Annotated in this window: 15 protein-coding genes; 7 read left to right on the top strand and 8 right to left on the bottom strand. The window is 61.2% G+C overall.

Features of this window, described 5'->3' with window-relative positions:
• Nucleotide 1: 1 nt before the first annotated feature.
• The 4 genes from Q666_RS35565 to Q666_RS35550 are packed head-to-tail and all read right to left on the bottom strand — an operon-like array spanning nucleotide 2 to nucleotide 4482.
• A complete protein-coding gene (locus tag Q666_RS35565) occupies nucleotides 2–1342 on the bottom strand; it encodes an FAD-binding oxidoreductase (protein ID WP_022999170.1) in 1341 nt (446 codons plus the stop codon).
• On the bottom strand, nucleotides 1339–2838 hold the full coding sequence (locus tag Q666_RS35560) for an aldehyde dehydrogenase (protein WP_031268722.1): 1500 nt from the start codon (nucleotides 2836–2838) through the stop codon (nucleotides 1339–1341). The genes Q666_RS35565 and Q666_RS35560 overlap by 4 nt, the downstream gene beginning before the upstream one ends.
• 2 nt (nucleotides 2839–2840) lie before the next feature.
• Nucleotides 2841–3746 (bottom strand): dihydrodipicolinate synthase family protein, encoded by a 906-nt coding sequence (locus Q666_RS35555; protein ID WP_022999172.1) that lies wholly within the window; start codon nucleotides 3744–3746, stop codon nucleotides 2841–2843.
• A 25-nt stretch (nucleotides 3747–3771) separates the two neighbouring features.
• Nucleotides 3772–4482, bottom strand: coding sequence for a GntR family transcriptional regulator (locus tag Q666_RS35550; protein ID WP_031268723.1), 711 nt, complete (start codon nucleotides 4480–4482; stop codon nucleotides 3772–3774).
• A gap of 128 nt (nucleotides 4483–4610) precedes the next feature.
• Here Q666_RS35550 and Q666_RS35545 point away from each other — a divergent pair, with 128 nt between their 5' ends.
• The 7 genes from Q666_RS35545 (at nucleotide 4611) to Q666_RS35515 (ending at nucleotide 11966) form a co-directional block, all read left to right on the top strand.
• Nucleotides 4611–5588 carry a GlxA family transcriptional regulator gene (locus Q666_RS35545; protein WP_022999174.1) on the top strand — a complete coding sequence of 326 codons (978 nt, stop codon included), beginning with the start codon at nucleotides 4611–4613 and terminating at the stop codon, nucleotides 5586–5588.
• A gap of 212 nt (nucleotides 5589–5800) precedes the next feature.
• Nucleotides 5801–6757, top strand: coding sequence for a 3-oxoacyl-[acyl-carrier-protein] synthase III C-terminal domain-containing protein (locus Q666_RS35540; protein WP_022999175.1), 957 nt, complete (start codon nucleotides 5801–5803; stop codon nucleotides 6755–6757).
• A 2-nt stretch (nucleotides 6758–6759) separates the two neighbouring features.
• Nucleotides 6760–7746, top strand: coding sequence for an NAD(P)-dependent oxidoreductase (locus Q666_RS35535; RefSeq protein WP_022999176.1), 987 nt, complete (start codon nucleotides 6760–6762; stop codon nucleotides 7744–7746).
• Nucleotides 7747–7751: 5 nt separating this feature from the next.
• Complete coding sequence (locus Q666_RS35530) at nucleotides 7752–8567, top strand: MBL fold metallo-hydrolase (protein ID WP_286133754.1); 816 nt, start codon at nucleotides 7752–7754, stop codon at nucleotides 8565–8567.
• A complete protein-coding gene (locus tag Q666_RS35525) occupies nucleotides 8564–9835 on the top strand; it encodes a coenzyme F390 synthetase (protein WP_022999178.1) in 1272 nt (423 codons plus the stop codon). Before Q666_RS35530 ends, Q666_RS35525 begins: the two co-directional genes overlap by 4 nt.
• On the top strand, nucleotides 9832–10980 hold the full coding sequence (locus Q666_RS35520) for a hypothetical protein (RefSeq protein ID WP_023014430.1): 1149 nt from the start codon (nucleotides 9832–9834) through the stop codon (nucleotides 10978–10980). The genes Q666_RS35525 and Q666_RS35520 overlap by 4 nt, the downstream gene beginning before the upstream one ends.
• Nucleotides 10977–11966: a Rieske 2Fe-2S domain-containing protein gene (locus Q666_RS35515; RefSeq protein WP_022999180.1), complete on the top strand. Its 990-nt coding sequence runs from the start codon at nucleotides 10977–10979 to the stop codon at nucleotides 11964–11966. The genes Q666_RS35520 and Q666_RS35515 overlap by 4 nt, the downstream gene beginning before the upstream one ends.
• Here Q666_RS35515 and Q666_RS35510 read toward each other — a convergent pair.
• From Q666_RS35510 to Q666_RS35490, 4 genes are all read right to left on the bottom strand, one after another.
• Nucleotides 11951–13135 carry an ATP-grasp domain-containing protein gene (locus Q666_RS35510; RefSeq protein WP_022999181.1) on the bottom strand — a complete coding sequence of 395 codons (1185 nt, stop codon included), beginning with the start codon at nucleotides 13133–13135 and terminating at the stop codon, nucleotides 11951–11953. The two genes, Q666_RS35515 and Q666_RS35510, sit on opposite strands and share 16 nt — an antisense overlap.
• A 48-nt stretch (nucleotides 13136–13183) precedes the next feature.
• Entirely contained in the window at nucleotides 13184–13879 is a 696-nt protein-coding gene (locus Q666_RS35505; protein WP_022999182.1) for a ribonuclease activity regulator RraA, read from the bottom strand.
• Between the two features lie 541 nt (nucleotides 13880–14420).
• A complete protein-coding gene (locus Q666_RS35495) occupies nucleotides 14421–14759 on the bottom strand; it encodes a hypothetical protein (protein WP_022999184.1) in 339 nt (112 codons plus the stop codon).
• Nucleotides 14760–14790: 31 nt separating this feature from the next.
• Nucleotides 14791–15336, bottom strand: coding sequence for an ATP-binding protein (locus Q666_RS35490; protein ID WP_051990044.1), 546 nt, complete (start codon nucleotides 15334–15336; stop codon nucleotides 14791–14793).
• Between the last annotated feature and the right edge of the window lie 3 nt (nucleotides 15337–15339).

Raw genomic sequence — 15339 nt, 5'->3', positions numbered from 1 at the left:
ATCATTCCTCGGCCGCGCGCCATTCCTTCCAGCGCAGCACGGCATTGGCGCCGATTTCCCGGAATGGCTGTGGCGGCAGTTTTTTCGGCCGGGCCTCAGCACCGAAATGACGGGTGATGCTGCTGGTCTGTCCCAGCGCAAGATCAGCAGCGCCCATGCCGGTCAGGGTTCCGCGTGCGGTGCCGAGACCATTTTGCACGCAACCGGAAAACACGTCCTGCTCTAGTTCTCGCATGACCGCGACACCATTCAGCGACAGGCAAAGGTGTCCTGCCCACTTGTATTCCATCTTCAACCCTGCCAACTGCGGAAACCGCCGGTCGAACTTGCGTTGCATGACACGGGCCGCACGTTCCACGCTTGCCGGTGTCAGCCGCATGTCGGGTTTCAAGACGGCGCAGGTTCTCGTAACGATCCTGTTTCCACCCTGACCGGCGTCGATCCGGCGCAAGGTCGTCCCCATCGGATCAGATGGCGTGATGCCCCAGCGGCTTTGGCCGCCAAGTTTCTTCAACGCCTCACTGTCGAGCTCGGGCGTCATGACGGCAAACAGGAACAGCTGCATCAGCCGGTCTCGTTCGAAACCGAAACTCTCCAGATGACCATTGACCGTGAGGATGACTTTTGCCGTTGAAACGGATCCGGATCGCGTTTCCACCTTCCAGCCTTCGCCTTCCCTGGTGAAAGACAGGACCGGGCTTTGCTCGAAAACCTGCACGCCTTCCCGCCGAAGTCCGGCGGCAAGTCCGCGGATATATCCAGCAGGCTGCAGCATGACCGTACCGGGGGTATAAAGTCCGCCAACGTAGTGTCTGCTTCCGGTCAGGTCCGCCATCTGTTGGCGGTCGAGCAGCTCATATTTTTCACCGAGGCTCGTCAGATGGTCGGCATAACTGCGGTTATGATGATCGGCCTTGATGCTAGCCGCACCGTTGATCTTGCCTGCCGGATCAAAATAGTTCCTGTCGATCCCGTAGTCCTCGACCGCGCCACGCGCAAAGTCGATTGCCTCTCGATTGAGGGCGATCAGAGACTTGTCGTCACCGTTACCGGCATAATCCTCCGATGTCAGTTCATGCGGCAGGTCGATCATGAATCCGGAATTGCGTCCGGCCGATCCTTCCGCAACCCGGCAAGCGTCGAGCACGACAACCTTGAGATTTCGGTCTGACTGGAGCAGGCGCCGCGCCGCCGACAGACCGGCAAAACCGGCGCCGATGATCGTGACATCCGCGCTGATCTGTTCGCTCAGCACCTGCGCGGGCTGTTGCTTCGGCAGGATGGTGTTCCAGGCCGCCGGGCCTTGCAGGTTCGGCAGAGTGTCGGCGGCCCGTTTCGTCATCCGACGGCCTCGTCCTCGTCGTCGGACAGATCCAGCCAGATGGTCTTCAGCTGGGTGTACTGGTCGTGTGCCGCCAAACTGTTGTCCCGCCCGCCGAAACCGGACTGTTTGAACCCTCCGAACGGCGTGGTGATGTCGCCTTCGCCAAAGCAATTGACGGTCACGGTGCCGGCCCGGATCGCCCGGGCACCACGCAGCGCCTTTCTGGCGTTGCCGGTGAAGATCGAGGCGGCAAGGCCGTACTGTGTATCATTGGCCAGCGCGATAGCCTCATCGAAGCTTCTTACGGTCAGAACGCTCAAGACCGGACCGAAAATTTCCTCCCGCGCAATGGTGGACACCGGATCGGTTTCCAGAACGGTCGGTTCGACGAAGGCGCCATCGCGGCTGCCGCCGCCCATCAACACCTTTGCGCCCTTGTCCAGATAGGAACTGACCTTGGCGAAATGATCGCTGGAGACGAGCGCACCGACACGATGCTCCGGATCAAGGGGATCTCCCATCGTCCATTCCCGCGCATGGGCCAGAATGCGTTCCAGCACCGCTTCCTTGATGTCTTCTTCCACGATCAGGCGGGAACTTGCCGAACAGTTCTCGCCCATGTTCCAGAACGCGCCATTGACGACATGAGCAGCCACCCGGTCGAGATTTTCCGCGTCCTTCAGGACAACGCTCGGGTTCTTGCCGCCCATTTCCAGAACGACCTCCTTCAGGTTGCTGTCGGCGGCATAGCGCAGGAACCGGCGGCCGGTTTCCGTCGAGCCGGTGAAGGAGATCATGTCGACGTCCATGTGCCGGCCAAGCGGTTCACCGACGTCCGGACCGGAGCCGGGAACGACATTGAAGACACCCCGCGGAATGCCGGCTTCCATGGCAAGTTCCGCAATGCGCAGGGCGGTGAGCGATGTTTCTTCGGCCGGCTTGACGATGACCGAACATCCTGCCGCCAGCGCCGGACCGATTTTCCACGCGAGCATCAGCAGCGGAAAGTTCCAGGGCAGAACCAGCCCGACGACGCCAACCGGTTCGCGCACGATCATGGCGATGTGATCATCGGAGGCGGGCGAGACCTGATCGTAGATCTTGTCGATCGCCTCTGCGTGCCATTTCAGGCAATGGATCGTCTCCGGCACATCCACGGTTTCGCAATCGTAGATCGTCTTGCCGCTGTCGAGGCTCTCCATCACGGCCAGCTCCCGCCGGTTGCGGGTGATGAGCTTGGCAAAGCGGATCAGCGTGTCCTTGCGGTCCGACGGATGCAGCTTCGACCACCGGCCGTCCTCAAAGGCTTCCCGGGCCTTCAGCACTGCGAAATCGACATCCTCTGCACCACAGGCTGCCACGGAGGCAAGTGTCTCGCCGGTGGCGGGATTGACCGTCTCGAAGGTCTTGCCCGATGCCGCCGGGCGGTAAGAGCCGTCGATGAAAGCATTTGTCGGCAAGGTCAGGCCGGCAGCGAGCGCCTTGTATTCCTCGCGCGTCAGAAGGTCGGTCATGATCATTCTCCCGCCGTGATGTCTTGAATGGTGGATTTCAGAACCCGGACGACCTGGTCGAGCTGGCGCTTGTCGTCCTTGTTGAGTGCCTTCAACGGCGGGCGCGGCGGACCGGCATAGAGCCCGCTCATTTCCACCCCGTGCTTGACGCATTGAATGAACTTGCCGCCCTGTTCCAGCACGCGCATCAGCGGCATCATTGCCGACATGATCCGCCGCCCCTTGCTGAAATCCCCTTCGACGGCGCAGGCCCGGTAAAGGGCAACATGTTCTTCGGGCAGGAAATTCGAGCCGGCGCACACCCAGCTGCGTGCCCCCCAGGCGAAGAACTCCAGCGCCTGATCGTCCATGCCGCAGGACATCTGGATGTGCGGGTAGTCGCGCGCCAGAAGGTGGACGCGGTTGATGTCGCCAGAGCTTTCCTTGATGGCGCAGACATTGCGCGAACGGCCAACCCGGTCGAGGAATTCCTCGCCCATGTTCACCCCCATCCGGCCCGGATAGTTATAGAGCATGATCGGAAGATCGGCGGCCCGGTCGATGGTCAGGACATTGAGCGCGTTTTCCCTCTCGGTCGGCACCGAGTAGGGCGGTGTTGCCACCAGAATAGCATCGGCCCCGATCTCCGCGGCCCCTTCCGCCAGCGCGATGGAATCCGGTGTCCTCATGGTTCCCGTTCCCACGATCAGAGGCAGGCGGCCTGCAAGCTTTTGCGCGGTAAAGCGCGCCAGTTCGAGACGTTCCTCAACGGTCTGGGCATAGTTTTCGCCCGTTGATCCACCGGAAATCAGGCCGTGCACACCACTGTCGACAAGATGGTCGACAACAGCGGCCAGGGCATCCCAGACCACGTTGCCTTCGCCGTCATAGGGCGTGACCACGGGCGTGTAGATGCCTTCGAACTTCATGATTGGGGTCATCGCGGTGTCTGCCTCATGCGGATTTGAGTTTGGGTGGGATGCCGAGCGGAGCTTCCAGGCCTTCAGGCATGACAAACAGTTCGATCTGGTCACGCGAGAGAGCCCAGTGCTCCAGCGCCAGTTCCGCGGCGCGGTTGTCGTCGCCCTGCTCGATCGCCTCGATCATCTCGTCATGCTGGCGGCCGGCCAGCTCGAGGCGATCTTCCTTCGCACCGGACTTGGGGCGGAAGAAGGTCATGCCGATCCGGGTATGGTCGATCAGCAACCGGTCAAGGCTCGCCAGCAGGTAGCTGTTGCCCGCCATGTGGCCGGTGATGCGGTGGAAACGGTCGTTTGTAAGTGCCCGTTCAATCACGTCGCCACTTGCCATGGCGGCCCGGAATTCTTTCTGAGCCTGACGCAGTTCCTCGATCTGTGCCGGCGTCGCGTTCTGCGCGGCGAGCCGAAGCACGGCGCTGTAGATCAGCGGTGCGGCAAGGAAAAAGTCCCGCAGCGTGTAGTGGGTCATGTCGGAAACGCGCGCACCCCGATTGAGCTGCAGCGTGACATAGCCTTCACCCGCCAGCTGCTGCAGCACCTCGCGCAAAGGGGTCCGGGAGAGGCCGTAGAGATCACACAGATCGGTTTCTTCAAGCGGGCTGCCGGGCTTGCGCTCCAACGTCAGGATCGCGCGTTTCAGATCCTCATAGGCATTCGACTTTGCCGTGCCGCGTACAGGGGGCATGTGACGCTCCATTCCGAATTCAGTTGACTCGTTTGTATACATGATGTGTACAATATCAACACAATAATAATACATGCGCCCGAAAGGCCCCGATCGGCCAGAGGCGACAGAGGCCGGAGAAAAGCGACATGTCCCGAACCACTGACGTCACCTTCCTGTTGCTTGAAGATTTTTCGCATATCGCCTTCGCCTGCGCGGTGGAGCCGCTGCGTATCGCCAACCTGCTTCAGGGAGAGGAAATCTACCGGTGGCGACTGGCTTCACCCGATGGTCAAAGGGCGGTCTGTTCCAACGGAACCGTGACGCTGGTGGATCAGGGCCTCGGTCCGTTGCCCGCGCGCTCCAGCCTGTTCCTGATCTCCGGTCAGAATGTCGGCGACCGGGCTGCGCCGGAGGTGCTGAGCTTCCTGCGGCGGGAGCGTGCCCGGGGCACCCAGATCGGTGCTATCTGTTCGGGCGCCTACATTCTTGCCAAGGCTGGCCTGTTGAACGACCGCCGTGCAGCCATTCACTGGTCGTTCCACGATAGTTTCGAGGAAACCTTTCCGGACGTGCAGTTGTGCAAGAATGTATTCGTCACGGACGAGGCCTTCGTCACCGCATCCGGCGGCACCGCGGCGACCGACATGATGCTGCACCTGATCGGCGAAGCCCACGGTACGGACCTGGCGGTGGCGATCGCGGACATGATGGTCTATTCCGGAGTTCGGCCCGCCAACGCGGCCCAGCAGATTTCGCTACAGGCGCGGCACGGAATCCGGAACCCGCATATTGCCGAGGCAATTCGTCTGCTGAACGAAAGCGCGCCCTATTACCTGCCGACATCCGAGATCGCCCGCAAGATCGGCATTTCCACCCGGCAGCTCGAGCGGTTGTTCCAGAAACACCTGAAGGTGTCGCCGAAACGATTTGCCATAGACCAGAAGCTCACGCGTGCCCGCAATCTTCTGCTGCAGACCGAACGGTCCGTGTCTGAGATCGCCCTGGCCTGCGGCTACGAATCCGCTTCGCATTTCATCCGCACCTATCAAAACAGGTTCGGCGTGACACCGCACAATCAGCGTCTTTGCTCCGCGGGAACACAGGCTGCGTTTCAAAGGGCATGACCGGGTCCTGGGGCTGCAATCTGCCCGCGTTTTGAAATGCGGCCCCTATTCCTGGCAAGCCGGTTCCGGCTTCTCCGCCTGGTCCTATGCCCCATCCTCCTTGCGTGTCCTCGGCCCGTGACTTAGATCCTTGTCTGAAGCCGGTCCGGACCGGAGCGCAAACGGAGGCCGCATCCATTCTTCCCGTCAGAATTGCAGGCACTGGACATGCCTTGCCTGCAAAGTCCGTCACCTCGGAAACCCTCGATCTTCAGCTGGGCTTTCCTGCCGGACATCTTCAAAAACTGTCCGGCGTTTCAAGCCGGTTTGTCGCAGCAGAGGAAAGCCAGATAGATCTGGCGGTTGCGGCTTGCCAAGCCGCGCTTGAAAAGGCAGGCCAAACGCCTCGGGACGTCGATCTCGTCCTCGGTGCGTGCGGAATTCCCTACCAGACCCTGCCGGCAACCGCGCCACTGGTGATGCAGAGACTGGGTTTTGCCGATGGCACGGCGGCGGCCTTCGACGTCAATGCGACTTGTCTTTCCTTCCTGACCGCTTTCGAGCTTGCCGCCAACAAACTTGCGCTGGGGCAAGCAACGTCGGTGCTGGTGTTTGCCGCGGACATCGCCTCGCGCGCGCTGCCCTGGAAAGACCAGCCCGATGTTGCCGCCCTGTTCGGCGACGGAGCGGCTGCAGTCGTCCTGACGACAGGAGGCGATGATGGCCCGGGCATTGCGGCCGCGCTGCTGCGAACCTACCCTTCCGCCTACGCCGCATGCGAGATCGGGGCAGGAGGCACACGGTTCGATTTTCACAAGGACCGAGAGTCCTTCGCCCGGCATGCCGTGTTTCACATGGACGGCAAGGACCTCTTCCGTGTCACGCACAAGCACTTTCCGCAGTTCGTCGACCAGTTGCTGTCGAAAGCCGGATGGGCCCGGCAGGATATCGACCTCGTCGTTCCCCACCAGGCAAGCCCGCTCGCGCTGGAGCACATGATCCGGGAAACCGGCATGGAGCGCAGCCGGGTGGTCGACATCGGCTGCACCCACGGCAACCAGATTGCAGCATCGCTGCCAACCGCGCTCGACATTGCCTGGCGCCAGGGCCGGATCGAGCCCGGCATGCGCGTGCTGTTGCTCGGGACATCGGCCGGTGTGACCTTCGGCGGCATGGCCCTTGAGGTTTGACCATGGGGCGCTTGCTGATCACTGGAGCAACGGGATTTCTGGGCGGAGCCCTGATCCGTCATTTGCGCGCCAAAGGCTCCAACCCGATCGCTCTCGGCCGCAGCGAGTTGCAGTGTCAGCACCTTGAGGCCGAGGGCTTCGACGTCGTTCGCATGGATCTTTCCAACCCCTGCGCCAAGGATCAGATCGCGCCTCTTGGTCCGGTCGACGCCATAGTGCATTGCGCGGCGCTCTCCGCGCCCTGGGGACCACGAAGCGCCTTCGTGGCGGCGAATGTCACCGGGACAAAACACCTGCTTGATCTTGCGGAAAAACTTGGCGTGCGACGGTTCGTCAACATTTCCTCGCCCACCGTCTATTTCGAGATGAAGGACAAGGAGAACGTCCGGGAAGACGCGCTGCTGCCGCCGCCCATCAACGCTTATGCGGCGACAAAGGCCGAGGCCGAACGGCTGGTACTGACCCGCCCCGACCTTGGCCCGATCAACCTGCGTCCACGCGGCCTTTATGGTGCGGGGGACACGACACTCCTGCCGCGTTTGCTCGCCACAGCCCGGAAGCGGCCCTTGCCGGTTTTCCGGAATGGAGCTGCCTCCATCGACCTGACCCATGTCGATGATCTGCTCTCAGCCGTCGAGACGGCCCTTGAAGCCTCTCCGGAATGCGAAGGCGAGACGTTCAACATTTCCGGAGGCGAACCTTTGCCGGTGCGTTTCATTGTCGAGCGTGTCTGTGCCGCCAAGGGCATTCCGGTTCGCTGGCAGAACCGCTCCCTGGCCCCGGCTGTCCTGGTGGCCAGGCTTCTGGAGACGGCAAGTCTGCTTATGCCTGGCGCCGGCGAACCTCTGGCGACACCCTATACGCTCGGCCTCTTCGCCTTCCGGCAGAGCCTCGACATTTCCAAGGCGGAGCGGTTGCTGGACTGGCGACCGCAGATCGACTTCGAAAGCGGTCTTGCAAAAACACTTGGCGAAGGGAAAGCCCGTTGACCCCGGTGTTTGCAAACAGCGCGTTTGTTTCCGCGCCGGAGCGGTTGGTGGTCCGTAGTGGTGGGCGTCACCCGCTTCGCTTCAAGGTACGCTATGGGGTTTACCAGCACGCGACCGCTGGACTGGTGCTGATCGATACAGGTTACGGCCCCCGGGTCACAGAAGGTGCCGGGCGCAGTCTGCCGCTTCGGATCTATGCCAGTCTGCTCCGGCCGAGGCTGATCGAAGAGCACCAGCCCACCCGCGTGCTTGATCGCCTTGGCGCAAGCACAGCAGATGTTGCAGCCATCGTGCTGACCCATTTCCACGCCGATCATGTTGCCGCGCTTCACCTATTCCCGAAGGCGAGGATCTATGCGAAGGCAGCAGTTCACGCTCGTATCGAGGCGCGCTCAAGGTTTTCCAATCTGCGCCACGGCGTCTTTGACGAGTTGCTGCCGCAGGATCTCTCCAGCCGGATCGTCGATATCGACCAACTGCCGGTCAAGCCAGCTCCCCATGGGCTCGGCGAAGGGGCTGATCTCTTTGGGGATGGTGAGACGCTGGCCGTCAATCTGCCCGGTCATGCGGAAGGCCATTTCGGCATTTGCTTTGCCGCACAGCCGGTGCCATTGCTTTATGCGGTCGATACCCAGTGGTGTGCGGCAGCGCTTGATCCCGGCAAGGCCCCCGGACTGCCCGCGGCTCTTGTCGCTTCGGATCGCCGGGCACTTGCCGCAAGCAGCCGCCGGGTTGCCGCCTTCCGGGAGCAAGGCGGCGATGTTCTGCTGTGCCACGATCCGTCCGACAGTCCATACGATTTGCCGGAGGCTTCGGAATGAACGGGCGCCTTCAGACTGGCATTGCCTTTGCCGAAACGCTCTGGACCGGCCGCAGTGGCCGATCTCGAAAGGCTTTCGAGGACTGGCAGAAACGTCGACTGGATGGCTGGTTGCGCCAGTCGCTTCCCAAGGTCGATTTCTACCGCGACGCGCCGCCGCGCCTCGACAAACTGCCTGTGATCGACAAAGCCATCGTGATGAGCCGGTTCGAGGCCTTCAACAGGGCCCGGATCACCGCCGAGGCCGGATGGCGGGCCTTGGAGGCAGGCGGCGAGATCGACGGGATCAACATCGGAGCCAGTACGGGCACAAGCGGCAACCGCGGCCTCTATGCCATTTCCGCACCGGAGCGGTTCCGTTGGCTCGGCACCATTCTGGCCAAGACCTTACCCCGCTTTCTCTGGCATCCGGAACGGGTTGCGATCATCCTGCCTCAGTCCTCCTCGCTTTACGAAAGCCCTGCCAGACTGCGGCAACTGCACTTGCGGTTCTTCGATCTGCGCCATGGCATCGCTTCCTGGCTGGACGAACTGGAAACCTTCAATCCGACGACCATCGTCGCGCCGCCGAGGGTGTTGCGGCACCTGGCGGAAACGTCGGACCGACTTGCCCCTCGCAAGCTTTATGCAGGGGCGGAAACGCTCGACCCGATCGACCGGGTCGTTGTCGAAAAGAGGTTCGGCATTCCCCTCGGGCAGATCTACATGGCAACCGAAGGCCTTTTCGCCGTGACGTGTGCCCATGGCCGTCTGCACCTTGCCGAGGATGCCAATTTTTTCGAGTTTGAGCCGGTCGCAAACGATCTCGTCACTCCGTTGGTGACAGGCTTTCGCCGCGATTTCCAGATCATGGCGCGATACCGGATGAACGATCTCCTGCGCCTGTCGTCGACACCATGCTCCTGTGGCTCGCCGCTTCAGACGGTTGATGAAGTGATCGGACGGATGGACGATATCTTTCTCTTCACCAGCGACGCGGGAACGGAAGTGCCGGTTACGCCCGACATCCTGCGCAATTCGGTTCTGGATGCCTCGCGCGAGATATCCGATTTTCGGCTTGTGCAGGAAGCAGATGGATCGGTGACCCTGCAGCTCCCGCCGGAGGTGGCGGAGACGAGCGCTGAAGCGGCCCTGGCGGCACTTGGCAAAACCCTGAGCGCACTGGGCCTCGTGCCTGCAATTTCGCTCCGCCGGGAAAGGCTGCCCCTGGAAAGCACCCGCAAGCTGCGGCGGGTGGAAAGCCGGTTTAGGCGGCAGGCTCAATCATGACCACAGCGCGGGATCCGGTCATGCGGGACACGTCGGCTAATGGAGGTGTGAGCAACGCACCAGAGACCGTTCATGCTTTCGTGCGTTTGTGCAACGACTTTGCCATGCCTGATCTTGTTGCCAACCTCACGACGCGTGTCAGCTCGCTGGAGATTGCTGGGCGGTGTTTTCCAGTGACGATCAACGAACCGAGCCGTCCGCCGACGTGTTACATATGTTCACCAAGCGCTGCCTATATCGACTATGCAATCGAGGAAACGCGCAATTTCCTGAAGTCGCCGCTGACCTACCATCTGGTACGACCGCTGATCCGGGTCTGTGCGCCGCTGATCGCGGCCAGCGGGCTTGATCGACAGGTGCAGGTGAACAACTGGCTGCTGTCGACCAACCCGGTGCCGGAAATCGATGCAGCCGCAGCCCGCGAGATCGCCAGAACCCTGTCTCAGCGCCACCCGGAGCATGCCATTGTCATCCGCTCGCTCAATGGCCGGGCGGACCGGTCATCGATGAACGCCCTCAGGCAAGCTGGGTTCAGGCTTCTGGCGGCACGACGGATCTATCTCTACTCCGGTGACCAAACGCCAGGACGGCCGACGCAAAACCGCCACTACGACACAAGGCTGATGCAACAGACGCCCTATCGGCTCGCGGAAAACGACAGCTTCGAGGCCTCGGATTTTGACCGTGCCGCGGAGCTCTACAAGATGCTCTATCTCGACAAGTACACACCGCTCAATCCGCAGTACACCGCAACCTACATCCGGGAATGCCACCGCAGAGGCCTGTTCCAACTGCTTGGTTATCGCGATGACAGCGGCCAGTTGGTGGCGGTGGCCGGTTTCTTTGCCAACGGCCGCACATTGACGCAGCCGCTGGTTGGATACGACACCCGCCTGCCGCTGAAAGACGGGCTCTACCGGCTGGTCATGGCGGCAGGCCAGGACATTGCAGACCGGCACACTCTCTTTTTCAACATGAGCGCGGGCGCCGGCCACTTCAAACGGCTGCGCGGGGCAGAACCGGAAATCGAGTTCAACGCCGTCTATTCAGGCCATCTGTCCCGGCGCAGGCAACTGGCAGTGCGGAGCCTCGAAAAACTTCTGTCGCGCATCGGCATTCCCCTTCTGGAGGCCTTCGACCTATGACTTCATCAAAGGATTTCTGGCAGGCCGCGGCGCTCGTGAAGGATTTGAAGCGCCGACCGGCCCGTGTCGAATTCGGCGGCGAACCTGTGGTGCTGTTCAAGAGCGCGTCGGGCATTTCGGCTCTGGCCGACCGTTGTCCGCACCGGCTGATGGAACTGTCGAAAGGAAAGGTCGTCCGAGGCGAGATCGAATGCCCCTATCACGGCTGGCGTTTTGACGGCGGCGGACGCTGCACCGTCATTCCGGGACACATGGGCGACGTGCCGGGGTACCGGATTCCCGGCCTCAAGACCTTCGTGAAGGACGGCGTGGTCTTTCTTTCCAAAGGAGACCCCGCAGGTGAACCTTACCTACACCCGATGGAAGGCAGAAAGACAGTGGTGCGCCTTGTGCGCAGCAGCACCAACTCGACATTGATCGATGCTGCCGAAAACATCCTCGATGCGACCCATACCCATTTCACCCACAAGGGCCTGCTGCGCGGCCTCAGCAGCAAGCGGCATCGGGTTCGGGTCGATATCACCGGTGGGCCTGGCTGGGTCGAGGCCGTCTATACCGGGGAGGACCGGCAGCACGGCCTGATCAGCAGGCTGCTGGAAGCCGGGCGGGTGCGGACTGTCGGGCGGTATCGCTTTCCCGGCATCGCCGAGCTGGAATATTGGGGCGAAAACGGCCTTGCACTGGCAACCACCTTCCATTTGCGGCAGGCGGCCGACGGACTTGTCGAAGGTATCGGTTGCCTGATCGGACCGAACGAGGGTCTGCTCGACCGGGTCAAGTCCTGGATGTTCCAGCCGATGTTCCACATCGCTCTGGAACAAGACCGCCGCGTGTTGAAATCCTCGCTTGAAAACGCGGCGCGCTTTCCGGACGCAAAACCTCTGATCGGACCGCTCGACTATTTACGAAGGGATATCGAGGCAATTGAAGAGGGCGAGCTGCCAGGTGCGGCAGCGTCCCCCAGAAGTGCCTACATCGAACTTTGATCCGGCCCGTTCCACTCGATGTCCCTCGTGGTGGCGCTTTGAAGACTGATCCGGTTGCGCATGGCTATGGTCGCAATTTCCAGCAAGGCGGGTATTTGCGCACGCCCCGGCGACGGATCGTCCTTGGTTCGGAGGATCTCCTCGGCGGCACCGAGGACCTCCCGGAAACGGGCAAAACCTCGTGAGCGGAGCGCTGAAGGCAGACCGTAGACCCACATGGCCAGCCGCACGGCCTGAATGCCCGTTACATCCGGCAAGACTTCGTCACCACCTTGCAAAAGCGTGCGGACAAACCGGTCCGCGTCCTTGAAAAAATGCAGGCCGCTGGTCGCGCGCGGATTGCATTCCAGCGGGCGCACAGAGCCGTCTTCAAGGCGCATCAGGTCAAACGAAACCTGCCCGGTCCAACCGGTGTTCCCGACGAATGTTTCGATTAAAGCCCGTGTTGCCGGGTCCGTTACCGGTTCAAAACAGATCCCCGCGCCAGCACCGGCCCGGTATAGCGAACGGTACATCGACACTGCCAGCACCTTGCCGTCGCGCGCCAGGACGTAGGCACTGATCTCGTCTCCTTCCAATCGTTCCTGGGCAACCCAGGGCATTGCAGCGCTCGGCACCACTTGCTTCAACTTGCGGCACGCTGGCGACACAAGGACCTGACCGGCGAAGCGCGACCAGACGGGCTTGAACACAAGGCTTTCGGCATGCTTGCCAAGGTCGGTGACATCTTGCAGAGACGTCAGCAGCCGTGTTTCGGGCACGGCGATCCCGAACCCTTCACACAGCTTGATGAAATCATGCTTGTTATGGGACGTCTGAAGCAGGTCGAGACCTGGCGCGAACAGCTCTGCCCCAAGGCCACGCCTCTCCAGGATTGCCGCCAGGTAGAAGACCTCCTCGCAGGTCGGGACAATCAGGGACGGCTTTTCGCGTTCGATCAGCGCCTCGAGCGCATCAGTGAAATCTTCCGGATGAAACCTTGGCGATGGCAGACGCTGATAGAGTGCGCAGGCACGACTTGCCCGGGAGACTGGGCGCGCGGGCATATCGGCCAGAACAACACGCCAACCAGCGGCATGAAACAGCCGGGCGTGATGCAGGGCAACAGGCGCGCGAGCACCCGTTATCAGAACAGTCTGGCCGGAAGAGGCATGGCAGCCGCGCTGCATCGTCGTCAGATTCCCTTATCGAATGCAGATCCCGGCATCCGACGCCCCTCAGCGTTCGGCTTCGTAGCGCGCTTTGGTTTCCTCGTTCATCGGGTAAAGGCCCGGCAGCTTCGCACCTGCGTCGACCTGCTCGACGATCCAGGCCTCCATGCGTTCCTGTTCCGGGGCTTCTTTCAGCACGTCATCAAGCGTGGCTGCTGGGATCACGACCGCACCATCGCCGTCTGCCACGATGATATCGCCCGGAATGATCGCAACACCGCCGCAGCCGATGGTTTCCTGCCAGCCGACGAAGGTTAGACCGGCTACCGAAGGCGGGGCCGAGACACCGCTGCACCAGACCGGCAGATCCGACGCCAGCACACCGGCCAGATCGCGCACTGTGCCGTCTGTGACCATGCCAGCGACATTGCGTTTGCGCATACGGGCACACAGGATATCGCCGAAGACACCGGCGTCGCGGATGCCCATCGCATCGATGACCGCGACGCATCCTTCCGGCATCTCCTCGATGGCCGCACGTGTTGAAATGGGAGAGCCCCAGGAAGCGGGCGTTGCCAGGTCCTCACGCGCAGGCACGAAACGAAGGGTAAATGCCGGCCCGACGATCCGGGGTCTGGAGCGATCGAGCGGCATTGCCCCGCGGATCCAGACGTTGCGCAGTCCCTTTTTCAGAAGGATCGTGGTGAGTGTCGCCGTGCTGACGGATTTCAGGATTTCGACGGCTTCAGCGGACAGGGTCATTAAGGCCTCCGGAAGATGGCGCTGACAAGAAGTAGCAGGTCAGAAACGGTATCCAAAAAAGCGATGCCGCCTGTCCTGCCAGGAGTGGGCTGCCCGCGGCACGGGAGCCGGCGGATCAACCGGCATATTCCGCCGGATCGCATTGCCGGCCAAGGGATTTTTGAAACGGGAAAGTCAGGAACCGGCCTGGCGGATTACGAGCGGTGGAAAGCCCTGCACCGCCGCGACAGGAACTTCATGGCCTGAGGCTCCGAGCAGGATTGCAAACCCTGCCCGATCACTAGACCGGCACTTTGCAGGCAACCTTCACGGCACTGATAGCGCCAGCTGCGACCTGCGCCGTGATCAGGATGGCCTTGCCGAAATTTTCTCTATCAAGTCCGGGAGACTGGCGGGACGACTGAAAGCCTGTTGCAACGAGAACGGATATTAGGCTTGCGACATGCGCAATTCATCCGGCCTTCTTGAAACCGAGGCCGGAAGTCTGCGGGCATTTCCGTTGCGCTTGCATCAGCACGTCCTCACGCGCGTGTGTGCGGGATCAGGAAATCGTCAGTTCAAGCGCCGGGTGCAAACGCTGCAGGTTGCGGAGTGATTTCGACTGCCAGGGAATGGACTTGGAGCCCAGAACCCGAACGCCGACTTCCGGCTGCTTTCTGATTTCGATCGTGAACTTTGCGAGCAGGTTGATGCCGGAGCTGTTCAGGAATTCCAGGCTTGTCAGGTCCATGGTGATGAGTTCCGGCTTGGCCGCCAGAACGGAATTCATGATGTCAAGAATAGGTGCGTAGGCATCTGTTCCTGAAAGCCGCATCGTTCCTTCGTAGTGGATGGCGGAGCCTTCAGTCCAAACGCGGTAATCGTTCGTGCTGATTTCCATTGTGATTTCTTCCTTTGGAATATGTCAGCGATCAGGAAAGTCGCAAAGAAGCATATGTCGTCAACTCAACGCCTTCACTTACACGCTCAGACGCGAAAGACCAGCCCAATTTGGCCTCGTAGTCGCTCATAAGTGTGAGCAAACCCAGGCCTGAGCCGGAGGAGTCCGGGTTGAGGGCGTTCTCCTCGATGCGTTCCAGGAGCAGCTCTCCCGGTTCGCGGTCGAGCAGGGCTTTCAGGTGACCCTGAAACTTGACGGCCGTTTCCTGGTCGATCCGGTTCACGATCCGGATTTCAAACGTCTGTTCTTCCAGCGAGCTGTGAATCGCGATGTCGCCGCCGTGACGGAACTTGATCGCATTTTCCAGAATCTCGTTGATCATGTAACTGATGCTGTGGCGGGCATCGACAGGATCGATGCCTTTGCCGCAAGCCCTGCTGAAATATTCCCCGATAAAATCCGATGTCAGGCCGCAATGATGCCAGCTCAGCTCCAGCGGCTCTGCCATCAGCGTGAGACAAAATTGTCTCGCGTCTCCGCCGTTCAAAGCAGCCGTCTCTCCAAAATCCTCGACCATGCC

The organism is Labrenzia sp. C1B70, from assembly GCF_000475395.1.
GTDB lineage: Bacteria > Pseudomonadota > Alphaproteobacteria > Rhizobiales > Stappiaceae > Roseibium > Roseibium algicola.
This window is presented reverse-complemented; position numbering and strand designations above follow the sequence as displayed.